Below are 23403 nucleotides of genomic sequence, written 5' to 3'. Positions count from 1 at the left end.
ACGTCCACCGCCCACATCGAGAGGCCGCGGCGTATGGGTCCCTGCGTTCGCAGGGACGACGTGTGGATGGTTTTGCGCGAGGATACCGCATGACCGAATCTTTCGCCGGACAAACCGTCGAGACCGCGCGGCGTGCGCTCACTGCACGCTTCAAATCCAATGCGATCGAATCCGCGGACCTTGATGCGCGGCTGCTCGTCGGGGAAGTGCTTGGCCTTGATCTGACCGGCCTGATCACGGCCGCGCATCGGCAAGTTACGACCGACGAATCGCTGCGGCTGGAAGATTTCGCGCATCGCCGCCTGCAAGGCGAACCGGTCGCGCGTATTGTCGGCCACAAGGAATTTTGGGGGCTGCCGCTAAAACTTTCGGCAGCAACGCTGGTGCCGCGGCCCGACACCGAGACGGTGGTCGAGCTGGCGCTGCAATTATTGCGTGCCGGCGGTTCGCTCAGCCGCAAATTGCGGATCGCCGACCTCGGCACCGGCTCCGGGGCGATCTTGCTGGCGTTGTTGTCGGAGCTGCCGAACGCGCATGGGTTCGGCACCGACATTTCGTCAGCCGCCCTGCAGACCGCCGATGCGAATGCCGCGTCGGCAGGGCTATCTGAACGGACGACGTTCATCGCCTGCGATTACGCGTCCGGATTGACCGGGTCGTTCGACCTGATCGTGTCGAACCCGCCCTATATCCGCTCGGTGGATATCGCCGGTCTTGCCATCGATGTCCGGGAATACGACCCGCTGGCGGCGCTCGATGGCGGCGCCGACGGGCTGGATGCCTACCGCGCGCTGATCCCGCAGGCCGCGCCGCTCCTGGCGCCGGGCGCGGCCCTGGTCGTGGAGGCCGGGGAGGGCCAAAGCGGGCAAATCCAGGCCTTGATGGCGGCGGCGGGGCTGATCCCGGCAGGCACCCCCAAAGCCGATCTGGCGGGCATTCCGAGGGCGGTCGCGGGCGGCAAAATGCCCCGATAAGGCCCTATTGGAACGCAAAAAAACCGCTTGGAATATTGCCCGGGAGCGACTACGTTCCGCTCACAACATCGGTCCAGGGTTGCCGCCCCCGTAATAACGGGTGGGGGCCTGAGTTCTCGAAACGAGAGCCCGCCGAGTGAAAGGTTCCAAAACGCAGGTCCAATCGAGCGCAATAGCCTGAGCTGTGCTGCTCTCGACCGCAAAGCGAACGAAAGCCTGATATTGCGCTTGAAGACCTACGCAAGAAACAGTCACGCAAAACAGTTACGTAGAGCCTGTGCTCCAGCGGCTGTTGAGCTTGTTTCGGTCGGGCGTGTTTCTGTTGGGCTGGTTTTGGCAGGCTAAGTAATTTGGTCCGGCTGGCTGTGAAGGCCGGCGGTTGGGGAACGCGTCCTTGTTGAACGCGAGGGTTGGCGAAATCGACGTCATGAATTTGAACGACACCGTGAATCGGTGCGCACAGTCGTGTGCCCGGTCCGGTGAGGCTACGACGGCAACGGCATAACTTCAGGGCTGGAATAAAGGCAAGACATGAGAAACGGTCAGAACAACAAGCGGATGCGTAACCGGAATAACAACAATAATAACAACAATAATAATAACCGGCGCGGTCAAAACCCGATGACCCGGGTGTTCGAATCGAACGGACCCGATATCAAGATTCGCGGCACCGCCTCCCACGTAGCGGAGAAATACGTCCAGCTGGCGCGCGACGCACGCTCATCCGGCGACCCGGTTGCGGCCGAGAATTACTACCAGCACGCCGAGCATTATTTCCGCCTGATCGCGGCCGCCCAGGAGCAATTCCGGCAGAACCAGCCGCAGCCGCGCACCGAAAACGAAATGCCGCCCGAGGAGCACGAGGACGAGGGCGAGAACTTCAACCATTTCGGCCAGGAGCCGGGCTTCGTGCCGCAGCAGCAACAGCCGTTCGTGCCGCGCGAGAACAATCAGCAGCGCGATTTTCAGCCGCGTGAGGGGCAACCCTTCCAGCGCGACCGCGACCAGCAGCCGCGCGAGCATCATCGCGAACAACGCGAACATCGTCCGCAGCCGCAATATCAGCCGCAGCCCCAGCCGCAGCCGGTGATTGCCGATACCGGCGGCGTCGATCGTCTGCCGTCTTTCATCACCGGGCCGCAGCCGCAGGTGAACGCCGCGCCCGGCGCCTTCGAAGGCAATGGCGGCGGTGAACGTTTCCCGCGCCGGCGCCGCCGGCCGCACGGCCCGCGTCCCGACAACGCAGCCGCCGCGCCGGTCCCGAGCGAAGATTTCAATCCGGGGAATGAGTAAGTAGCGCTAGCGCCAGCTGCGCACAGGCAGTTTTCAAAGGGTGGGCATCGCGCAAGCGTGCCCGCCCTTTTTCATCCCCGCGTCGCCGTCGTCGACGACGGCACCAGCACCGGCTGCAGCGACGGAATCAGACGCGTGCGTTCGCGGTGCGCGGGAATCGCACGGTAGACCTGCTTGGTCGCCTCCACGATGTGCACGCCGGCGAACGGCAGCGACAGCGCCGCGCCGACGCGCTCCCACGCCATCGCCGAACGCAGGAACCAGCCTTTGCCGACCGGCGGCAGGAACAGCGCCTCGCTCCACGCCGTCGGCGTGAACCAGGTCTGCCGCAGCAATTGCGTGATCTGCGCGCGCGAATAGGGCCGGCCGTGCCCGAACGGCGTGTTGTCGGTGCGGGTCCACACGCCGCGGCGATTGGGAATCACCGCAATCAGGCGGCCGGACGGCGCCAGCACGCGCCACACCTCGCGGAGCAGCCGTTCCGGATCGTCGGACATTTCCAGCGCATGCACCAACAGCACACGGTCCACCGCGGCGTCCGGCAACGGCATCGAGAATTCATCGATCAGGGTCGCCAGCGCCGGCCGCGCCGTCGGCCATTTCAGCACACCCTGCGCCGCCGGCATGAACGCGATGCAGCGTTCGGAATCTTCGCGAAACAGGCCGAGATAGGGCGTGGGGTAACCTAGCCCCAGTACGCGAAGCCCATCCGCATCAGGCCATCGCGCCCGGATGCCGCGATTGATCAGCTGCCGCGCCACGATGCCGAGGCGGCGCGAATAGAAATCGCGGAGGTCGATGACGTCGATGGTCATGGGTTCAATCTATCACGCCGCTATTCCCCGCGGGGTGCGGAAATTTGCATTGCCGCAGGAGCGTTAACGCCATATTTCCTGCCCATATGTGGCGTGTTAGAGCTTGATCGGGAAAGGCGCGCCCCGCACTTCGATGGTGGGGCGGGCCCCGGTTTTCCGAAGAGATCATGCTCAGGCAAGAAATCACTCATACTGTTCGTGGAGATACCATGGCTTCGGAAATTCGCACCTTTACCTGCCTCAACGACAATTTCGGCTATCTGATCCACGATCCCGCGACCAAAGCGACCGCCTCGATCGACGCGCCGGAAGCCGGCCCCATCCTCGAGGCGCTGGAACGCGAAGGCTGGACGCTGACGGATATTCTGATCACCCATCACCACCACGATCATGTCGGCGGCGTCGCCGAGCTGAAGCAGAAGTACAATTGCCGCGTCGTCGCCCCGCACGACAAGTCCGCCGCGATCGCCAATGTCGATCTGCGCGCCGCCCATGGCGACGTCATCAAGGTAGGCAGCCTCCTGGTGCGCGTGCTGGAAACGCCCGGCCACACGCTCGACCACATCTCCTATGTGTTCGACAGCGAGAAGGCGCTGTTCGCCGCCGACACGCTGTTCTCGATCGGATGCGGCCGGGTGTTCGAAGGCGACTATCCCATGATGTGGGATTCGCTGCTCAAGCTGCGCGCGCTGCCGGATGATTTCAAACTCTATTGCGGCCACGAATATACCGCCTCCAACGTCAAGTTCGCGCTCACGGTCGAGCCTGACAATGCCGCATTGGTCGCGCGTGCCGCGGAAGTGACGAAGTTGCGCGCGGAGAACAAGCCGACGATTCCAACGCTGCTTGGCGAGGAAAAGAAGGCCAACGTGTTCCTGCGCGCCGATGAGCCGTCGGTTGCCGCCAAGCTGCACATGAAGGGCGCCAACGCCGCCGACGTGTTCGGCGAGTTGCGTGAACGCAAGAACAAGTCCTGATGACGCTCCCGGCAATTACTGCCGAGACAAGTGCCGCCGAGATCATCGCGCGGCTCGAGCTGAAGCCGCATCCAGAGGGCGGGCATTATCGCGAGACGTTTCGCGATTCCCGCACCGATGCCAGCGGCCGTTCGCGGTCCACCGCGATCTATTTCCTGCTGGCGCGCGGCGAGCGTTCGCACTGGCATCGCATCGATGCCGTCGAGGCCTGGCATTACTACGCCGGCAGCGCGCTGACGTTGAAAATCGCCGACGATGACGGGCAATGGAGTTTCAGGCTCGGCCCGAATCTCGCCGCCGGCGAGCAGCCGCAGGCGATCGTGCCGCCCGACACCTGGCAAGCCGCCGAGAGCACCGGCGACTGGACATTGGTCGGCTGCACGGTAGCGCCGGGATTCGATTTTGCGACATTCGAGATGGCGCCGAAGGATTGGGAGCCGGAGTGATTTTGTAGGGTGGGCAAAGCGGAGCGTGCCCACCATTGAGCTACAATCGCGGATCGATGGTGGGCACGGCGCAAGAGCGCCTTTGCCCACCCTACGGGCTGCGCTTCCACACCATATCCTTGGCCGCGATCAGGCCGCCGCCGGCGATCAGGATCGCGGCAATCGCAATCGTAGCGCTCGCCGTGGCAAAGCCTGCGAGAATCAGGAACGCGGTCGACAGTAGCGGTGTCGCATACGATGCCGCGCCCAGCACCCGGATGTCGCCGCGCTTCATGCCGATGTCCCAGGTAAAGAACGCAGCGCCGACCGGGCCGACGCCGAGTGCGATAATGGCAAGCCATTGCCCTGACGTTTCAGGCCAGACCGTGGTCTCGACCATGCCGTGGACCAGAGCCGCGAGCAGTGCGGTGGCGAGGCAGAAGCCGGCCACCGCGTCGGTCGGCACCGCCTTGAGCTTGCGCGACATCACCGAATAGGCCGCCCACACAAAGGCGGCGACGAAGGCCGCGGCCAGTCCCGGAATCTGGGCCGGCGCAAAGCCGCCGCCGCTGTTGCCTGACAACAGCAACACCGTGCCGGCAAGACCGAGCAGCGCGCCGACGATGTGATGCGCCGCCAGCCGCTCGCCGGGCAGCAGCGACGAGAACAGCACGATCAAAAGCGGCCAGAGATAATTCAAGAGCCCGGCTTCGGCGGGCGGCGCAAAGCGCAGCGCCAGGAAATACAGCGCGTGATAACCGAACAGCCCGCCGACGCCGACCACCCACGCGGTCGGCGATTGCCGTAACGCGCCGAAGGCCGCGGGCCGCCAGATGAAGCTGATGAAAGCGACCGCCGCCCCGATCGCGAACGTCATCGCCGCGAGCTGAAACGCCGGAATTTTCCCGGTCGCAACCGTCAGGACCGACAACAGCGACCACATCAGGATCGCGGTCAGTCCGATAAGTGTGGCGGTACGGGGAGTCATCCTGTCCGGCAATGGTCAAATTTCTTGGCGTCATGGCCGGGCTCGTCCCGGCCATCCACGTTTTTCTAACGTCGTTGTAAAGACGTGGATGCCCGGCACAAGGCCGGGCATGACGACTTCTTGATACGGTGGCTGCGAGCGATCCGACGGGACCGCAGCAATCACACCATGTACTGCCCGCCGTTGATCGTCAGCGTCGAGCCGGTGATGGCGCCGGCCTCGTCGGCGGCGAGGAAGACCACCGCGCGGGCGATTTCTTCGGGCTCGCCGAGGCGATTGACCGGGATCAGCGGCAGGATGCTCTTCTCCAGCACGTCCTTCGGCACCGCCTGCACCATTTCGGTGTTGATGTAGCCGGGGCAGATCGCGTTCACGGTGATGCCGCCCTTGGCGTTCTCCAGCGCAAGGGCCTTGGTGAAGCCGATGTCGCCGGCCTTGGCCGCCGAGTAATTGACCTGGCCGAACTGCCCCTTCTGGCCGTTGATCGAGGAGATGTTGATGACGCGGCCGAACTTGCGGGCGCGCATGCCTTCGATCACCTGGCGGGTCATGTTGAACAGCGAGCCGAGATTGGTGTTGATGACCGCGTTCCACTGCTCGAGCGTCATCTTGTGGAAGGCGCCGTCCTTGGTGATGCCGGCATTGTTGATCAGCACGTCGACCGGGCCAAGATCGGCCTCGACCTTCTTGACGCCTTCCGCGCAGGCGTCGAACGAGCTGACGTCCCATTTGTAAACGGGAATGCCGGTCTCCGATTTGAACTTCTCGGCCGCGGCGTCATTGCCGGCATAGCTCGCCGCAACCTTGTAGCCTGCCGCCTTCAGCGATTTGCTGATCGCAGCACCAATGCCCCTCGTGCCCCCCGTAACCAATGCAACACGTGCCATGCGTAGTCCTCCTTGGTGGTCTTTTTACGAGCCGGAATTGTCCCGGTCTTTGACGAAGCCTGCTCTTCAAAGTGCGGCGCGTTTACTCACTCGATAACGCACCAGAGATGAAAATGCCCGGCGCAAGACCGGGCATTTCAGTTTTATCGATTTGAGCCGTGGTTGACAGATGAAGTTTTCATCAACAACGCATCCTGTCTGCCTTTTATCTGTACGCGTTTTCTTGACGCGAACCGGTATCCACTTCGCTTGAAAACGCTACGGTTCAGTCGCGTGCAATGCACATGGCAATGCCCATGCCGCCGCCGATGCACAGCGTGGCGAGGCCTTTCTTGGCATCGCGCTTCTGCATTTCGTGCAGCAGCGTCACCAGCACGCGGGCGCCGGAAGCGCCGACGGGATGGCCGATCGCGATCGCACCGCCATTGACGTTGACCTTGGAGGTATCCCAGCCGAGGTCCTTGTTGACGGCGCAGGCCTGCGCGGCGAACGCTTCATTGGCCTCGATCAGATCGAGGTCAGCGATATTCCAGCCGGCCTTCTTCAGCGCGGCGCGGGAAGCCGGGATCGGGCCGGTGCCCATGATCTTGGGATCGACGCCGGCCTGGCCCCAGGACGCGATGCGGCCGAGGATCTTCTTGCCTTCCTTGGCGGCCTGCTTGGCGGTCATCAGCACCACCACGCCGGCGCCGTCATTGATGCCGGAGGCGCTGCCGGCGGTGACCGTGCCGTCCTTTTCGAAGGCGGGCTTCAGCTTGGCCATCGCATCGACGGTGGCGCCATGGCGCGGATATTCGTCGGCGCTGACGATGATGTCGCCCTTGCGCGACTTGATGGTGACGGGGACGATCTCGTCATTGAACTTGCCGGCCTTCTGCGCGGCCTCGGCCTTGTTCTGCGAATGAACCGCGAACTCGTCCTGCTGGGCGCGGGTGATCTGGTACTGCCGCGCGACGTTCTCGGCGGTGTTGCCCATGTGGTAGCCGTTGAAGGCATCCCACAGGCCGTCCTTGATCATGGTGTCGACCAGCTCGAGGCCGCCCATCTTGACGCCGCCGCGCAGATATTGCGCGTGCGGGGCCATGCTCATGGATTCCTGGCCGCCGGCGACGACGATTTCCGAATCGCCGTTGAGCAGCGCCTGATAGCCGAGCGCGACGGTGCGCAGGCCCGAGCCGCAGAGCTGGTTGACGCCCCAGGCCGGGCTTTCCACCGGGATACCGGCCGCAATCGAGGCCTGGCGGGCGGGATTCTGGCCCTGCGCCGCGGTCAGGATCTGGCCCATGATGACTTCGGACACACGGCCCGGCTCGATGCCAGCCCGCTCCAGCGCGGCCTTGATGGCGATGGCGCCAAGATCATGGGCCGGGGTGGTGGCGAACGCGCCGTTGAAGCTGCCGACCGGGGTGCGGGCGGCGCTGACGATGACGACATCGTCTGACATGGACATCTCCTGTGAGCTTGAGGTTTCTCGACGGCGGGCGGCCGGATGGCGGGCCTGTCTCTTGGGACTATCCTGTTAACCTAGGCATCCTGTGTCAATCGGCCAGAGGGGAAAATCACGCCGCGGCGCATTCAAAATAGCGTCCCTGGCAGTTTCCATAGCAGTACCCATGCCTTGGAATTAACCGTGCCGCACAAAACGGTAGCCGAGCCGCATTGAAAATGCTTACTTTGCTGCGTTGCGTTGCTCGTCTGCCCGCCGGCGATGCCGTCGGGTTCCCCCGCTCTCGGTATCGATGTGTGAGCCCCATGGCCATGGCGAAGTCAGAACAACCCACCACGATCAAGAAGTACGCCAACCGGCGGCTCTATAATACCGGCACCAGCACCTATGTGACGCTCGAGGATCTCGCAGCGATGGTGAAGGATGGCGAGGATTTTCTCGTCTATGACGCCAAGACCGGCGATGACATCACCCGCTCGGTGCTGGCGCAGATCATCTTCGAACAGGAAAACAAGGCGGGGCAAAATCTGCTGCCGACCACGTTCCTGCGCCAGCTGATCCGCTTCTACGGCGACAGCATGCAGATGGTGGTTCCGAAATATCTGGAACAATCGATCGACACGCTGACGCGCGAACAGGAAAAGTTCCGCAAGCAGCTCACCAACACGTTCTCGGGAACGCCGTTCGCACCGCTCGAAGAACACGTCCGCCGCAACATGGAACTGTTTCAGCAGACGTTCTCGATGTTCAAGCCGTTCGTGCCGCCGCGCGGCGGCGCGACGTCGGCCGAACCCGAGAAAGCGCCGGAGCCTGCGGCCAGCGAAGACAATATCGACGACCTTCGCCGTCAGATGAAAGACATGCAGGACCGCCTCGAGCGCATGTCGAAAGAGCCGAAGAAGGAAGAGTGAGACGTTCGTCTCGCTCGTCTCTCTCCATACGTCGTCCCGGCGAAGGCCGGGACCCATAACCACAAATCTTTATTGTTGTGCGAAGGCGTCTACCACCGCGCCTCATCGATAAGCCGCGGCGTATGGGTCCCGGATCGCGCTTCGCTTGTCCGGGACGACGGCTGAAAGTTCAGCGCACGAATTTAACTCGCCGCCGGCAGCACCGTCTCGGCCGGCACGGCCCACGGCCGCTCCGGTGACGCGAGGCCGATCAGGCGGCCCTGGATGTAGTCGCAGCCCCATTCGCGCAGCATGACCGCGGACTCTTCGTCCTGCACCCATTCGGCCACGGTCTTGATCTGCAGCCGCCGCGCCAGATCGATCAGCGTCTGCACGAAGGCGCGGTCATCGGCCGAGCGCGCGATGTTCTGCACGAAGGCGCCGTCGATTTTCACAATATCGACGCCGAGCTTGCGCAGATTGCGGAACGAGGTGTAGCCGGCGCCGAAATCGTCGATCGCGATCCGACTGCCGAAATTCTTCAAGCGGGTGACGAAGCCTCTGATGTCGTCGATATCCTGGATCGCCACGGTCTCGGTGATTTCCACGATCAGCCGTTCGGCCACGCCCGGATGCGCACGCATCAGGGATTCGATCGAGGCCGACCAGTCCGGATCCATCGTGGTGTCGGGTGAGATGTTGAGGCTGAGCTGCACGTTCGGTGACGCCGCGAGTTCGGCGACCGCGAGTTCCAGCACGCGGTGATCGACCAGCCGGATCAGGCCAAGTCGTTCTGCGACGGGGACGATATCCGGTGCCAGCAACGCCTGGCCGTTGGCCTGCTCCATCCGCACCAGGCATTCGTAGAACGCCGGCTGGCGCGAGCGCGCTTCGACCACCGGCTCGAACGCGGTCACGATCCGGCGCTCGTTCAGCGCGGTAACGATTTCATCGGTGACACGGATGTTGACGCGGCGCTGCGCGTCGCGTTCGACATTCGGCTTCCACAGCGAGAACGATCCGGCGCGGCGGCTCTTGGCGCCATCCAGCGTTTCCTGGGCGCGGGTGACGGCCTCATCGGCGCTGCGGGCGTAACGCGGGATGCTGATCGCGCCGATCGACGCCGTGACCGACACCGGTCCTGATACGGTCGGCACCACCTCGTCGCGAATGCCCGCGAGAAACCGCTCGGCCGCGACATTGGTGTCGTCGACGGTGCAGTTGCGCAGGATCAGCCCGAATTTGTTGCCGGAAAATCTCCCGAGCACGTCGCCGCCGCGCAGCCGCGCACGAATGCGTTTTCCGACTTCCGCGATCACGCCATCGGCGACATCGAAGCCGAAAGCGTCGTTGACGCGCGCCAGATGGTCGATGCCGATCAGCATGAAGGCGCAGGACGAGCGGAAGCGCGCGGCTTCCTCGATCGCCTCGGCGAGCGCAGCGATCAGGTGGGTGCGATTGAGTTCGCCGGTCAGCGGGTCGTGCCGCGAGAGCCGCACGAGTTGCTCGTCGCGGGCGCGGCGCTCATTGTCGACGCGGACGACGCCTTGCGCGCGCGCCGGCTTGCCGTCGGCGCCGGCGAACCAGCAGCCGGTTTCCTCGATCCAGATCACGGGCGCGGAGGTCGAGGCTCGCACGCCATATTCAACCCGGTAGGCGACACCCTCGCCGCCGCGTGCCGGGGCCGTGTGACCCAGCGCGTCTGACCGGATCGACCCTTTCGGCTCGATCAGCTTGGCGAACGCGGCGCCGCTGGCCAGCGCTTCCGGGGCGATGTCGGTAAAGATGGAGGCGGCGTTGCCGCTCCAGGCGATGCTGTCGGCGGCGAGATCCCAGACGAACGTGGCCTGCCCGAGCGAAGCGAGGATGCTGGAGGCTTGCGGGACAGCGGACATCAAAGTCGCCTCGATTCGGGACAGCCCAAAGACACGTAAGGTGATTCTGGCTAGCCTGAGGATAGTGGTTCTATCGAATCAGAGGCTAGGCAAAGTTCATAAATAATCTGGAAACCACGTTTTACGGCTGTCGCAAACCTTGAGGGAACCAACCGGGACGCATCGGCATAGGCCTTGCGAGGAGCAGATCGAAGTAGGGTTTCACGTCCCAAAACGTGACAGTTTTAGCCGGTTGCGGTGTGCGATGCTGGATACCGAACGATCAGAAGATATCCTGGACGTAGACGTCTCCGACGCCGACGCGTCGGCCTGTGTCGCGCTCGTGCCGGTGACCCAAACGGTGCACTGGTCGCGGAAAGCGACCATGGCGCGACCCGACCCCACCTTTCTGACCCAACTGATCGCGACCGCCGACCAGGCCCCACAAACCCGCTGCATGCGACGCGCCTCGATCGAGGATGCGCAGGCCGCCTATGGCGCACACCCGCAGGAACGCCGCAGCGTGGCGCGGCGGACCCGGCAGGTCATCTGAGCAAGAAATCTGATCCGACGACCGGTCAGCGCGGCGGCTTGTCCGATGTCGTACCGCTGCCTGGCTGTATCCCCGGCGAGGGGACTTCCGGCGAGGCCGCATGGGGCGCGACTTCAGGCGTGGGCGCCGGTTCGGGGCGATCCAGCAACACTGATTCCGCGACCGATGCCGCGGGCGGCGCTGTCGCTTGTGCGGGCGCAGGCTCAGGCTTCGGCTCGGCCACTGGCGGCTCGGGTTTTCTGGTGCCCTTGGCAGACACTGCAGGCGCCGCGACCGCGCGACGCCGCGTGCGCAAGGCAAGACCGGACAGGAAGTCGACCAGCGCGAGGGCCGTCAGCAGGAAATATGTCGAGGTGCCGAACTTCGGCCACAGCACGAATTCGGCAGCGGCCGCACCGAAAACGATCAGCGACAGCAGATGGTCGGTGAGATATTTCGCGCCGGGACGCGCGCCTTTGATGACTTCGAACATCAACAGGAAGATGCCGACAGCGATCAGGACGTCGCTCAGCGTCACCTGCCATTCCACGCCCGACATCAGCGTCAGCTTGAAAAGCGTAACGCCGAAGGAAACCTCCGGCATCAGGAAGGCGATGATGTTGTAGATCGCGAGCGGAATCAGGAGTAGCGGAAATCCGACCATGGACATCGGCGAGGCCTTAACTAAAGGAAACTTGAACGCTCCTAAGGCGAAGCATCGCGCTTCGCCACCGGGAACCGTCTTACCCCATCCGTTGGCCGAATTCAGGCAGGCACGGCTAAATCGCCGCGCCAAGCCTGGGCCCGATCAGGATTCCTTCTTGGCCTTCAGAACCTGCCGGCCCTTGTACATGCCGGTCTTCAGGTCGAGGTGGTGCGGACGGCGCAATTCGCCCGAATCCTTGTCTTCGGCATAGGTCGGCTTCTTCAGGGCGTCCGCCGAGCGGCGCATGCCACGCCGCGAGGGCGATGTTTTTCTTCTGGGAACGGCCATAACGGTCCTCTAGGGGTGTTGTCGGAGGGCATCGTGCTAGGTAGCGGACCGCCCAGCGCTTCAAAGCACGGGCTGCGATGCCGATAAGGCCGCGCTTATAGAGGAAGGGATGACGTAAAGCTAGGCTTTGCCAAGGTTAAATCGGCCGAAAATTGGCTCAAAATGCACGATTTTCGCTCCAGCACCGCTGCAGCGCGGATGCATTGGCCCGGGCCATGTAGGTGCCGGCCAGACGCCGCACCCCGGGGCCGGGATTACGGGCGCTGCGCCTGACCGGATTGGGCAGGATCGCCGCCAGCAGGGCCGCCTCGCGCGGCGACAAGGCCGCAGCCGAACGGCCGAACGCGTATTGGGACCCTGCCTCGGCGCCGAACTGCCCGGAGGGGCCGAGTTCGGCGATATTGAGGTAAATCTCGAGAATCCGCTGCTTGGACAGCACCAGGTCGATCCACATCGCCAGCGGCAGTTCCAGCGCCTTGCGGACCACGCTGCGGCCCGGCCACAGGAACAGGTTTTTGGCCACCTGCTGGGTGATGGTCGAGCCGCCGCCCGACTTCTCACCCTCTTCGTGATCCTCGATCGCATCCTGCAGGGCGCTCCAATCGACCCCGCGATGGGCGCAGAATTTGGCGTCCTCAGAGCCCACCACCGAACGCGGCAGCGCCGGCGAAATCGCCTTGAAATCGATCCATTGCCGCGACACCGGCGCGCCCTTGAGCCAGCGCCAGGCCATCAGCGTCGAGACCGGGTGGCCGGTGCGATAGAACGGCGTCACCAGATAGGGCAACAGCAGCAGCACCAGCAAAATCAGCAATAGGATTCGGACAAAGCGCAAATTCGGATGCTTCCGGTTCAGCCGAGCCGGCGTAGGGATCGGTCAAGAGACCCCTTAGTAGGTGACATCACCATGATATTTCGTGGGTTTTCCAGCACTTTTAAGGCGGCTCAAGCCGGGAAGCGGAATTGACTGACGCCGTGCCATCAACGATTGTCCGGCAAAATTGATCTGGAGCCTTTCTTAAATGACGACCGCCACTGCCGATTTTACCACACGATTGGATCAGACCGCCGAAGATACCGAGGCCCTGCTGGCGAAGCTGCTGTCGGATACGCTGTTATCAGACGAGATCGCGCGGCCGAAGCGGCTGATGGACGCGATGCGCTATTCAAGCCTCGGCGGTGGCAAGCGCCTGCGGCCGTTTCTGGTGGTCGAGAGTTCGGCCGTGTTCGGGGTTCCGCGCGACGCCGCGCTGCTGGCCGGCGCCGCACTCGAATGCATCCATTGCTATTCGCTGATCCATGACGATCTGCCGGCGATGGACAACAGCGACCTGCGCCGAGGCCGTCCGACCCTGCACAAGAAGACCGACGATGCCACCGCGATCCTCGCCGGCGACGGCCTGCTGACGCTGGCGTTCGACATCGTGACCCGCGACGAGATTCATTCGGATCCCACCGTGCGCCTGTTGCTGACCCGTGCGCTCGCCCGCGCCTCGGGGATCGGCGGCATGGTCGGAGGACAAATACTCGACCTCGCCGGCGAAGGCCGGTTCGGCGACCGCGAGCCGGTCGACGTGGCGCGGCTGCAGCAGATGAAGACCGGCGCGCTGCTGCGCTATGGCTGCATCGCGGGCGCGATCCTCGGCCAGTCCACGCAACAGGAATATCAGGCGCTCGACGATTACGGCCGCGCGCTCGGCGAGGCGTTCCAGATCGCCGACGATCTGCTCGACGTCGAAGGCGACGCCGCAGCGCTCGGCAAGCCGGCCGGCGCCGATGCGGCGCTCGGCAAGACCACCTTTGTCACCCAGCTCGGCATCGACGGCGCCAAGCAGCGCGTGCGCGACCTGCTGGCGCGCGCGGATTCCGCGCTGTCGATCTTCGGCGCCAAGGGTGACGTGCTGAAGGCCGCGTCGCGCTTCGTCGCCGATCGCAAGAGCTGACGTGCCATCGCAGAAGAAGGAACCCGACGAATTCGTCGACCGGTTCAGGAAAAAGCCGGTTCTGCTCCGTGTGGTCTATGGGCGGCCACGCACCTTCATCGCGATCGCAGTCGGTATCGTTGCGTTCTTCTTGCTGCCGGGCTCGCTGCGGCTGGTAACGCGGCTGCTGGTCAGCTGGGACATCTTCGTCGCGCTGTATCTGGCGCTGGTTTTCACCATGGTGTTTCGCAGCGGCATCTTGCACATCCGCCGCAACGCGGCGCTGCAGGACGACGGCCGTTTCCTGATTCTGCTGCTGACGGCGCTCGGCGCGTTTGCCAGCATCGCCGCCATCGTGTTCGAACTCGGCGCCTCCAACCGCAGCGCGCCGGGACTGGTGCTGGCAACGGTGACCATCGCTTTGTCATGGGCGGCGGTACACACGGCGTTCTCGCTGCACTACGCGCATGAATATTACCGCGGCGGCAAACCGGGCGGCCTGCAGTTTCCGAGCGGCGACCAGCATGAGGACGCCGATTACTGGGATTTCGTCTATTTCTCGTTCGTGATCGGGATGACCGCGCAGGTTTCCGATGTCGGGATCACCGACAAGATCATCCGCCGCACCGCTACCGTGCACGGCGTCATCTCGTTCGTGTTCAATACCGCGCTGGTCGCGCTGATGGTCAATATCGCCGCGAGTGCGATCTAGGGTGCGTATCATAAAGTCGGTTGCTGCGAGTCGGCCAGGGTAGCGAGGACGTCGCCGCTCCCGGGCCTACGACGCTGGCTCCGTTCGGAGCGCACGCACCGCAGCTCTGATCATCGCAACGATTTCGAGCTTGGCGTCGCCGTCGTCAGGCTGACGCCACGCGCTCTGGATTGCGACGACCACATGCTCGGCCGGATTGACGACGATAATCTGGCCATAGTCGCCATTCGCCGAAAAGACACCGTTGCTGACGCCGCCCGGCAAGGGCGGCATCGCCCACCAGTGGTAGCCGTATCCCAACGGCGAACCGGGCATGAGCCGACCGAAGCCGGTGGCGGCGCTGTCGGGCTGACCGGCGAGATCGCGCCAGCCGGGCGGAAGCACCCGCCGCCCATTGAAGGCTTCGCCATCCTCCAGCACCAGCTGGCCGAAGCGGCCGAAGTCGCGCAGGCGCGCGCTGACGCCAAACCCGGCGAGCTCCAGGCCGCCCTCGGACTCGAGTTGCCAATGCCCGTCGGCCTCCATGCCGGCAGGTCCCCAGATCTTCTCAGCGCAGTAGTCGGCCAAGGGCCGGGCTGTTGCGGCCACGACCAGCGCGCCGATCAGGCAGCTCTCGCCGGTCGAATAGTTGAAGACGGCGCCCTGCGGATGAGCGCGCGGCAGTTTGCATAGCAGGTCCAGGACGGAGCCTGGACGCCGGCTCACCATGGCCCTGCCGAGGCGATAGTCCTCTGAGCGTCCGTCTGCATCGTTTTTCTCGCGCCAGGCCACACCGGAGCACATCCGCAAGAGGTTACGAATCGTGACGCCCTCGTAAGCGGAGCCGCGCAGCCGCGGCAGGTATTGCTCGCAGCGATCGTCAAGACTGCCGATCGCGCCATCGTGGAGCGCAGCCCCGACGAGCGTCGCCGTGATCGATTTCGCGGTCGACATGTTGGCCCACCGGCTTTCCGGGCCGTTGCCCATGCCGTAGCGCTCCAGCGCGATCTCACCACGCTTCAGGATCAGGAGTCCGGCCGTGCGGCAGCGGGCCATGTGGTCGCTGAGGCCGACGCGGACCCCACCCACCTCAAAGGTCAGGTCCGCGAGCGAACGGGCGTGCGGTGGCAATGGCCGCACTGCGTCGCCGCGCCGGATGACGCGGTGCGGCCAGACCTGGTCCTGGTTGCGGAAGGTCGGCGCCTGGTTTTCGGGTGTCGTGTTCCAGATCTTCGGAGCCGCCCGCTCCGGATCGGTGTCATCAGCGGCATTCGTCGGTGCAGGATTGGCCATGAACACACCCTCGTTCGTTGAGACGACGCCAAATCGCCCGGGAACGGCGCGTTTGCAAAGCAAATCAAGTTGGTTTGACGTGGTCTGGTCCCGCTGGCATGCTGACGGCCTACCGTAGCGGAGACATAGCCCGTCAGGGGATGTGCGAATGTCCGCTTTGGGTCACGCACGACAAAACTCAAAGCGAGCATAACGCGTCCGCTTTCGCGGCCTGAGCCCACCTGCCGATGATTCAAGGCCCCTAAATCGAGGGGCCGAATCATCCGCGACGAACTCACCGACAATGAAATGAGTGGTCTGCTATCAAGCCGTGCGATCTGGCTATGGCTGCGGGCTAGTGAGTCCGCGTCCTGGTCAGCGGCATATCTGGATATTGCCGCCGCTTGGATAGGGGCCGCCCGCCTCAAACGTCCTGTACTCGACGCGACAACCGGTGTTCGCGGAACGGCAGCCGCCCTGATCGCACACGACCTGGCCAGATGCCCGGCCGGATGCCTGAGGCGATGCTTGAGGCCTGGGCGCACTCACCTCGGGCCGCGGCCGCTCCCGCACCGGACGCTCGGGGCGATCATCGGCATCGCGCTTGGCCACCGGCTTGTTGGCGCGGCGCTTTTCGCATTCATTGTCGTCGTTGAGCACCGACCCCTGGGCGCAAGTGATCCTGCTGCAGCGGTCGCCATCGGCCCTGAAGCCATGTTCGCAGACCAGCGGACAGACGCGTGACGGTTTCAGCTTGATCACATCGAGCGTGTCGACGCTGGCCATTTTGGCATCGAGCCTGGTCCCGGCGTAGCGGTTGAACAGCGTCAGCGAGCGCTGCGAAGCTGCGTTCCAGTCGCCATCGGCGGCGCCGGTCAGGCAGCCGACACGGCGCAGTTCGGCCTGCACCGATTTGGTGACGTCGGTCGGTGCCGCTGCGGGGGGCAGAGCCGCGAGATTGACGGCCTTTTCCTTGACAGCTTCCTTGACAAGTTCCTTGGCGGGCGCGGGTGCTTCAGCCGCGAGGCGCTTCTGTTCGGCCGCTGCAGCCTGGTCCTGCGCAATCTGCTTGGCTTTTTCGGCGGCGATGCGCGCCTGCTCGGCGGCCCTGACATCGGCCTCGGCCTTCGACTGCTCCGATCTCTGAGCCCCTTCGGCGACCAGCCGTGCCCGCTCCTGCTCGGCCAGCCGCGCCTTCTCGGTGGCGGCGATGCGGATTTCCTCGGCGGCGATCTTGTCGAGCTGCAGCTTGGCGAGGCTGGCATAGAAGCCGTCGGGATATTGCTTGAGGAAGGCATCGAGCGCGTTCTTGTTGCCGAGCTGAAGCGCCAGTTCGTAATCGCGGCGGGCTTCCGCCTGCGCACTGAGCGCGGGCGCAGGCGCTGCGGCGGCGGCGGGCGCCGGTTTGGCAGGGGCCGGCACCAGCGGCACGTCTTCGCCGCCCAGCGAACCATAGACAAACGGCTCCTGCCGGTTGCCGGTGGTCTTGAGCACTTCGTCGCGGACAAATCCGAAAGCGCGGCGCACGTCGAGCCCCGGCGTCGCGATATGGCGCGACAGCGCTGCCGTGAACGGGCTGTTCTGGCCGTCGCCATCGGCTGCGGTGAACCCGGCCTTGGCCGAATAGGCGATCAGCACGTTCGGGCTGCTCGGCTCCACCTTGGCGAGGCCCTGCCCGATCGCGCGCGAGGCAACCGTGCGCTTCATGGTCTTGGCAAACGGATTGTCCCGGCAGGCATCGAGAATGACGAGCCGCAATTTCTTGGCCGGCTCGATCGCGATCAGCACGCGATCCAGCGAGAGGGCCTCGTCGTAAACGTCGGTGTCGCGCTCCAGTTTTGCATCGACCGGAATCAAATAGTTCGAGCCGTCCACCTCGATGCCGTGGCCGGCGTAATAGACGACGGCGATGTCGGCATCCCGGGCACGGTCGGCGAAGTCGCGCAGCGCGCGCCGGGTTTCGGCCGCGGGCAGATCGCGGCGGGAATCGACGACATCGAAGCCGGCCTCCTTCAGCGTCGCGGCGATCCTGGCGCTGTCGTTAACCGGATTGGCAAGCTGCGGGACATTCCTGTAGGCGGAATTGCCCAGCACCAGGGCGACGCGCTTCTCGGCAAACGCCGGCTGGCACACAGCCAGCAGCGCCGCGGCGGCAAGCACCCATCGATGCAATTTTAGAGATCCAGACCTGATCATGACGCTTCCGGAGCCTCGCACTTTCGCACCGGATATACCTATCACGGGCATAGGGCCGGCTTTGTGAGTTGGGTCACGAACCGCATCGACCCGGATCGCGCCGCCATTTTACCGCCAATCCGGCAAACAGGCCACGGGTTCGCCCGTTGGCAGGGCATGTTTGACGCCGGGCTCATCCGGCCAGCCTCGTCCCGCCATTGCTACGCCCATTCAGGGCGTTCAGCGCGGGACAACGTGACCCTGGTACTGCGGCAAATCGTCGGTGATGGAGAACCAGGACGCTTTGGAACCCACGAAGATGTGGGCGGACGGGCGGATCGAGGGAGCATCGACCAGCGTCCCCATCGCGACATGGACGAAGGCGCCGTCGCGCACCACCGAATAGAGCAAGGAGCCGCATCGCCGGCAGTGCGCGTTGTGGCCGGCATCGTCGCCATGGATCATCACGATATCGTCACCCGCGGTGATGCTGAGCCTGTCGCGCGCAATGCCGGCAAACGGCTTGAACGCCGACCCGGTGGTCCGCCGGCAATTCGAACAATGGCAATTGAGGGCATATTCGAATGAATCGGCCACCGCGTAACGCACCGCGCCGCAGAAGCATTCTCCGGCCAGAATGCGAGCATTCGAATTCGCTGAACCCGTCATGATTCAATTCCCTGCTGCGGTCTTGAACTCATCGATAGCGCAATGCATCTGTTCGTGGCTTACTTCAACTCGAACAATCCTGCATCCTGGGAGGACTATTGTGAGCGAAGACCGATCGAGCGTGGAAGCCGTCGTCCAAAATTATTTCGACGGCCTGTATGAAGGCAATGCCGACAAGCTCGGCGCGATCTTCGATCCCACCGCCGATTTGCGCTGGGTGGAGAAGGGCGAATTGCAGGTGCTGACCGTACCAGACTGGCTGGACCGCGTGCGCAAGCGCCCGTCAGCCAAGGCCGAAGGCAAGCCGCGCGAGGATTTCATCGTCACCATCGACCGCTCGGACGAATCCACCGCCTTCATCAAGGTGCGCTGCCAATTGCCGCCGCGCTATTTCACCGACTATCTGGTGGCGATGAAGCTCTCGGACGGCTGGAAGATCGTCTCGAAATCCTATCGCTATGATCTGCGCGAGTGATGCCTGATTAAGCCTGCATAGGAGAACGCGCCGTGAGCTACGACCGTTCGACCGTCGAAGCCGTGGTCCAGCATTATTTCGACGCCGTCTACGAAGGCGACGTCGACAAGCTCGGCGCGATCTTCCACCCCTCCGCCGATTTGCGCTCGCTGGAGAAGGGCAGGCTGAAGGTCCCCGCCATGCCCGACTGGCTGGATTACTTCCGCAAGCGGCCGTCGGCGAAGGCCGAAGGCAAGCCGCGCGAGGATTTCATCGTCACCATCGACCGTTCGGATGAATCCACCGCCTTCATCAAGGTGCGCTGCCAATTGCCGCCGCTCTACTTCACCGACTATCTGGTGGCGATGAAGCTCGCCGACGGCTGGAAGATCGTCTCGAAGTCCTACCGCTACGATCTGCGCGGGTAGCCTCCCCCGTCCGCGGGTCCAACCGACCGGATTGACGTCCAAGGGGTTTCCCTGCGAATTGGGGAGATCATGGACACCAAGTTTCAGATCTTTTTGATCCTGCTTGCCGTGCTGGCGGGTACCGCACTGCTGGCGCGGCGAATCAATGTCGCGTCGGCCATCCTGATGATGCTCGTCGGCATCGTGCTCGCCTTCGTGCCGGGCATGCCGTCGATCGAACTGCCGCCGGAACTGGTGCTGCTGGTGGTGCTGCCGCCGCTGATCTATTCGGCCAGCGTCGCCATGAGCTGGCGCGAATTCAAATTCAATCTCCGCCCGATCACGCTGCTGGCGGTCGGCTGCGTGATTTTCACCGCCTTCGCGGTCGCCGCCGCCACGCATTACCTGATCGGGCTGCCATGGACCGTCGGCTTCCTTTTGGGTGCCATCGTCGCGCCGCCCGACGTGGTGGCGCCGCTGGCCATTGCCCGCAAGCTCGGCATGCCGCGCCGGATCCTGGTCGTGCTCGAGGGCGAGGGCCTCGTCAACGATGCGACCGCGCTGATCCTCTATCGCTTCGCGGTCGCGGCGATCCTGACCGGCATGTTCTCGCTGCCGAAGGCCACCGGCACCTTCGCCGTCATCGTCGTCGGCGAGTTGCTGTTCGGTCTCGCGGTGGGCTGGCTCAGCCTGCGCATGCGCCACCGCGCCCGCGATCCGCAGGTCGAGATCACGCTATCGCTGATCACGCCCTACCTCGCCTTCTGGATTCCGCACCATCTCGGCGGTTCCGGCGTGATCGCCACCGTCGCCTGCGGGCTCTATATGAGCTGGAACGGGCCGCTATTGATCTCGTCGGCGACGCGCCTGCAGGGCATCTTCTTCTGGGACCTCGTGATCTATCTGGTCGAGGGTTTTCTGTTCTTGCTGACCGGCTTCCAGATGCGCTCGCTGTTCGAGAAATCGAAGGCGTTCCCACTGGACGAGATCCTGTTCGCCACCGCGCTGGTCACGGTCATCGTGATCGTCGCGCGGTTCGCCTGGGTCTTTCCTGCCATCTATCTGCCGCGCCTCTTGAACCCGCGCCTGCGGGCGCGCGATCCCAGCCCGCCATGGCGAAACACCTTCGTGATCGCCTTTACCGGTGTGCGCGGCGCGGTGTCGCTTGCCGCGGCGCTGGCACTGCCGCTTGCGCTGCCGAATGGCGACGCGTTCCCGCATCGCGACCTGATCCTGTTCGTGTCCTTCGGCGTCATTTTCATCACCCTGGTCGGACTGGGGTCGGGCCTGCCGCTGCTGGTGCAGTGGCTCGGTCTGGCGCAGGCCGGCCGCAGCGAACACATCGCCGAGCACGAAGCCGAAATCGCCGCGCGGCGCGAGGCGCTCGATGCCGCGCTCAAATCGCTCGATGCCATCACCAACGACCGCGAATTGACCGACGAAGTCGTCAAGCTGCTCCGCGCACGGCACGAATCCCGCACCAATCAATTGCCCGATTCGTTCAATCCCGATGTGGAGGACGCCTCGGCGGCCGGCACCGACCTGACGCGCGAGCTGATCGCGACGGAACGTAGATTCATTCACGCCTTGCTGCGCGACGGCAAGATCACCGACGAGACGAGGCGCCGGATCGAGCGCGACCTCGATCTGGAGGAAGCGAGTTTGAGCAACCGGGAGTATCGAAGGATTCCGTTGTAGGTTTTGTCATGCCCGCGAAGGCGGGCATCCAGTAATCGCCGCCATCAGTGATAGATCCGAGAATGCGCGGAGTACTGGATCGTCCGCCTTCGCGGACGATGACAGCCAGTTTGGCTCACGCGTTTTTACTCCGCCGCAACGTTCCGCCCGGGACCGCCGACGAACCCCGCCGCATCGCCGAAGCGCTCGATCATCACGGCGGTGAGGTCTTTCGTCTTGCTGGTCACGCAGGCGCCGGAGCGGACGGTGTAGCGGTCCTGATGCCGGGCATGCGGCGGAGCCTCGCCCTGCTGCAGCGCGCGGGCGGCCTCCATCACCAGTTTGCGGAAATGCATGATGCCGAGATCGGTCGGACCGAGATGTTCTCGCGTCCGGTCGGCGATCGGGCCCTGGCTGTCCTGCACCGCGGCGTCCTGTTCGGAGACGCCCTTGATGCCGGTGTAGCTTTTTGTCTTCTGCAGCTTGCGGTCGATCAGATAGTCGTTGGCCTTGTTGCGCAGCGGAATGTAGTTCTCGTCGACCTCCGACATCACCCCGTTGCCGCGGTCGTAGCCGTCGCGCTCGGCCTGCGTCAGCGGTCGCTCGGGATTCCAGGCATAGGTGTAGATCCAGCAGCTGGTATCGGTCACCGGTACAAAACTTTGACCAAAAATGTTCTCGCCGGGCATCGAACTCGGCGCATAGGCATGCACCGGCATCAGGAACTGGGCGATGCGCCAGTAGATGTTGTCGGACCCGGTGAGCCGCCCGCCGGCAACCGTGAGGCCGGCCGCGTGCGGGCTGATCTTGATCACCGGGCGCGGGTCCTCGGCGATCCAGCGCATGTGGTCGGTCGCAACGCGCGTGAGCGGATTCACAAAATGTTTCTTGATGTCGAGGATCTCGTTCTCTTCCTTCTCGAAGCTGAGATGCGCGAAGGTGAAATGCGCGGTGTCGATCGAGCCTTCCAGCGCCTGCACCCAGTTGCAGTCCTGCCATTTCTTGGTGACGTAGCGGTGCGAGGCCGGCAGCAGCGCCATTTCCAGCGCCGGCAGTTCCGGCATCTGGTCCGCCGGGCCCATATAGGCCCAGATCATGTCGCCCCATTCGCGCACAGGATAGGACTTGATCTTGATCAGGTCTTTTGCATTCAGATCGGGATAGGAGGTCGGCATGTCCACGCAATTGCCTGACGTGTCGAACTTCCATCCGTGATAGACGCAGCGGATGCCGCATTCCTCGTTGCGGCCGAGCCAGAGATTGGCGCCGCGGTGCGGACAATACTGATCGATGACGCCGACCACGCCGCGCGTGTCGCGGAACGCCAGCAGCTCCTCGCCCATGACCACGATCTTCTTCGGCGTGCCGTCGGCCTCAGGCAGTTCCGCCGACAGCAGCACCGGCATCCAGAACCGGCGCAGCAATTCGCCCATCCCCGTTCCTGCGCCGCTTTCGATCAGGAACCTGTTGTCTTCCGCGCGGAGCATGGCGTGACCTCCGGAGTCTTGTTTTGATTTTGGGTAAGCTTGGCGCAGGGAGGGCGAGGCGTCAACGGACACCTCGAACCAGGATGTCGTCCCGGCGAACGCCGGGACCCATAACCCCGGTCATCTCTTGTTGAAGGAAGTCTTCGATCATCGTGCGTAACAACAACCGCCGCGGCGTATGGGTCCCGGATCGCGCTTCGCTTGTCCGGGACGACGTGAAGTTTGTTTGCATGGGTTTCAATTCAAAATAAGCGTTCGCATTCTCGCGACGCACTGCGCCCGAGCTTTGCCAGAAACTCCTTGCCCTCGAAGTAAGAGGGCGCAGGGAAGACCGGGTGCGCGCTGCACCCGCGGTCTCGTGTGCGGTTTGCACTAAATAGGCTGCACACGAGCATACAGGGCAGCGGAGAACACCCGGCCTTCCCTGCGCAATGGCTTTACGGCTTATGCCGTGATCTCCCCGGAGACGAGTTCTTGGTTGACTCCGTCGCTATCGTTTCCGCTCACGCTTATCCGACAGCTTGACACCTGCAACGGGCGCCAGGACCACACG

General features: G+C 63.8%; 23 protein-coding genes. 11 read left to right on the top strand and 12 right to left on the bottom strand.

Annotated elements, in window-relative coordinates:
- Positions 1–89 precede the first annotated feature (89 nt).
- A complete protein-coding gene (gene prmC / locus JQ641_RS23165; RefSeq protein ID WP_211998218.1) occupies positions 90–974 on the top strand; it encodes a peptide chain release factor N(5)-glutamine methyltransferase in 885 nt (294 codons plus the stop codon).
- Positions 975–1505: 531 nt separating this feature from the next.
- The gene (locus tag JQ641_RS23160) at positions 1506–2267 is read left to right on the top strand and encodes a DUF4167 domain-containing protein (protein WP_211998217.1); all 762 of its coding nucleotides are present in this window, start codon (positions 1506–1508) and stop codon (positions 2265–2267) included.
- A 71-nt stretch (positions 2268–2338) separates the two neighbouring features.
- Here JQ641_RS23160 and JQ641_RS23155 read toward each other — a convergent pair whose 3' ends face one another.
- Positions 2339–3082, bottom strand: coding sequence for a class I SAM-dependent methyltransferase (locus JQ641_RS23155; protein WP_211998216.1), 744 nt, complete (start codon positions 3080–3082; stop codon positions 2339–2341).
- A gap of 209 nt (positions 3083–3291) precedes the next feature.
- Between JQ641_RS23155 and gloB the strand changes: the two genes are divergently transcribed.
- Positions 3292–4059: a hydroxyacylglutathione hydrolase gene (gene gloB, locus JQ641_RS23150; protein ID WP_211998215.1), complete on the top strand. Its 768-nt coding sequence runs from the start codon at positions 3292–3294 to the stop codon at positions 4057–4059.
- On the top strand, positions 4059–4505 hold the full coding sequence (locus tag JQ641_RS23145) for a cupin domain-containing protein (protein ID WP_211998214.1): 447 nt from the start codon (positions 4059–4061) through the stop codon (positions 4503–4505). Before gloB ends, JQ641_RS23145 begins: the two co-directional genes overlap by 1 nt.
- A 91-nt stretch (positions 4506–4596) precedes the next feature.
- Here JQ641_RS23145 and yddG read toward each other — a convergent pair whose 3' ends face one another.
- The 3 genes from yddG to JQ641_RS23130 form a co-directional block, all read right to left on the bottom strand.
- The gene (gene yddG, locus JQ641_RS23140) at positions 4597–5472 is read right to left on the bottom strand and encodes an aromatic amino acid exporter YddG (protein WP_211998213.1); all 876 of its coding nucleotides are present in this window, start codon (positions 5470–5472) and stop codon (positions 4597–4599) included.
- A 161-nt stretch (positions 5473–5633) separates the two neighbouring features.
- Positions 5634–6359 carry an acetoacetyl-CoA reductase gene (phbB, locus tag JQ641_RS23135; RefSeq protein WP_211998212.1) on the bottom strand — a complete coding sequence of 242 codons (726 nt, stop codon included), beginning with the start codon at positions 6357–6359 and terminating at the stop codon, positions 5634–5636.
- Between the two features lie 265 nt (positions 6360–6624).
- On the bottom strand, positions 6625–7803 hold the full coding sequence (locus JQ641_RS23130; protein ID WP_211998211.1) for an acetyl-CoA C-acetyltransferase: 1179 nt from the start codon (positions 7801–7803) through the stop codon (positions 6625–6627).
- A gap of 314 nt (positions 7804–8117) precedes the next feature.
- Between JQ641_RS23130 and phaR the strand changes: the two genes are divergently transcribed.
- A complete protein-coding gene (gene phaR, locus JQ641_RS23125; protein WP_211998210.1) occupies positions 8118–8717 on the top strand; it encodes a polyhydroxyalkanoate synthesis repressor PhaR in 600 nt (199 codons plus the stop codon).
- Between the two features lie 182 nt (positions 8718–8899).
- Here phaR and JQ641_RS23120 read toward each other — a convergent pair whose 3' ends face one another.
- Complete coding sequence (locus JQ641_RS23120; RefSeq protein ID WP_211998209.1) at positions 8900–10591, bottom strand: bifunctional diguanylate cyclase/phosphodiesterase; 1692 nt, start codon at positions 10589–10591, stop codon at positions 8900–8902.
- A gap of 244 nt (positions 10592–10835) precedes the next feature.
- Between JQ641_RS23120 and JQ641_RS23115 the strand changes: the two genes are divergently transcribed.
- Positions 10836–11123, top strand: coding sequence for a hypothetical protein (locus tag JQ641_RS23115; RefSeq protein WP_211998208.1), 288 nt, complete (start codon positions 10836–10838; stop codon positions 11121–11123).
- Positions 11124–11148: 25 nt separating this feature from the next.
- On the opposite strand, the gene JQ641_RS23110 is transcribed toward JQ641_RS23115, so the two are convergent.
- The 3 genes from JQ641_RS23110 to mtgA form a co-directional block, all read right to left on the bottom strand.
- Positions 11149–11766 (bottom strand): hypothetical protein, encoded by a 618-nt coding sequence (locus JQ641_RS23110; protein ID WP_211998367.1) that lies wholly within the window; start codon positions 11764–11766, stop codon positions 11149–11151.
- 144 nt (positions 11767–11910) lie between these two features.
- The gene (rpmF, locus tag JQ641_RS23105; RefSeq protein WP_027540899.1) at positions 11911–12096 is read right to left on the bottom strand and encodes a 50S ribosomal protein L32; all 186 of its coding nucleotides are present in this window, start codon (positions 12094–12096) and stop codon (positions 11911–11913) included.
- A 157-nt stretch (positions 12097–12253) separates the two neighbouring features.
- On the bottom strand, positions 12254–12931 hold the full coding sequence (gene mtgA / locus JQ641_RS23100; RefSeq protein ID WP_211998207.1) for a monofunctional biosynthetic peptidoglycan transglycosylase: 678 nt from the start codon (positions 12929–12931) through the stop codon (positions 12254–12256).
- 187 nt (positions 12932–13118) lie between these two features.
- Between mtgA and JQ641_RS23095 the strand changes: the two genes are divergently transcribed.
- The gene (locus JQ641_RS23095; protein WP_211998206.1) at positions 13119–14039 is read left to right on the top strand and encodes a polyprenyl synthetase family protein; all 921 of its coding nucleotides are present in this window, start codon (positions 13119–13121) and stop codon (positions 14037–14039) included.
- Position 14040: 1 nt separating this feature from the next.
- Complete coding sequence (locus JQ641_RS23090; RefSeq protein WP_211998205.1) at positions 14041–14730, top strand: DUF1345 domain-containing protein; 690 nt, start codon at positions 14041–14043, stop codon at positions 14728–14730.
- A gap of 66 nt (positions 14731–14796) precedes the next feature.
- Here the strand turns inward: JQ641_RS23090 and JQ641_RS23085 are convergent, their stop codons facing one another.
- From JQ641_RS23085 to JQ641_RS23075, 3 genes are all read right to left on the bottom strand, one after another.
- Complete coding sequence (locus JQ641_RS23085; RefSeq protein WP_211998204.1) at positions 14797–16002, bottom strand: serine hydrolase domain-containing protein; 1206 nt, start codon at positions 16000–16002, stop codon at positions 14797–14799.
- A 354-nt stretch (positions 16003–16356) separates the two neighbouring features.
- Positions 16357–18177: a caspase family protein gene (locus JQ641_RS23080; RefSeq protein WP_211998203.1), complete on the bottom strand. Its 1821-nt coding sequence runs from the start codon at positions 18175–18177 to the stop codon at positions 16357–16359.
- A 219-nt stretch (positions 18178–18396) separates the two neighbouring features.
- The gene (locus JQ641_RS23075) at positions 18397–18825 is read right to left on the bottom strand and encodes a GFA family protein (RefSeq protein ID WP_211998202.1); all 429 of its coding nucleotides are present in this window, start codon (positions 18823–18825) and stop codon (positions 18397–18399) included.
- A 100-nt stretch (positions 18826–18925) separates the two neighbouring features.
- Between JQ641_RS23075 and JQ641_RS23070 the strand changes: the two genes are divergently transcribed.
- The 3 genes from JQ641_RS23070 (at position 18926) to JQ641_RS23060 (ending at position 21384) form a co-directional block, all read left to right on the top strand.
- Positions 18926–19300: a nuclear transport factor 2 family protein gene (locus tag JQ641_RS23070; RefSeq protein ID WP_211998201.1), complete on the top strand. Its 375-nt coding sequence runs from the start codon at positions 18926–18928 to the stop codon at positions 19298–19300.
- Between the two features lie 32 nt (positions 19301–19332).
- A complete protein-coding gene (locus JQ641_RS23065; RefSeq protein WP_211998200.1) occupies positions 19333–19707 on the top strand; it encodes a nuclear transport factor 2 family protein in 375 nt (124 codons plus the stop codon).
- Positions 19708–19776: 69 nt separating this feature from the next.
- Positions 19777–21384: a Na+/H+ antiporter gene (locus tag JQ641_RS23060; RefSeq protein WP_211998199.1), complete on the top strand. Its 1608-nt coding sequence runs from the start codon at positions 19777–19779 to the stop codon at positions 21382–21384.
- Between the two features lie 125 nt (positions 21385–21509).
- Here JQ641_RS23060 and JQ641_RS23055 read toward each other — a convergent pair whose 3' ends face one another.
- Positions 21510–22850 (bottom strand): Rieske 2Fe-2S domain-containing protein, encoded by a 1341-nt coding sequence (locus JQ641_RS23055; RefSeq protein ID WP_211998198.1) that lies wholly within the window; start codon positions 22848–22850, stop codon positions 21510–21512.
- Positions 22851–23403: the final 553 nt, after the last annotated feature.

This window comes from Bradyrhizobium sp. JYMT SZCCT0180, assembly GCF_018130165.1.
Classification (GTDB): domain Bacteria; phylum Pseudomonadota; class Alphaproteobacteria; order Rhizobiales; family Xanthobacteraceae; genus Bradyrhizobium.
The sequence above is the reverse complement of the archived record's forward strand: the minus strand, read 5'-3'. Positions and strand labels throughout refer to the sequence as shown.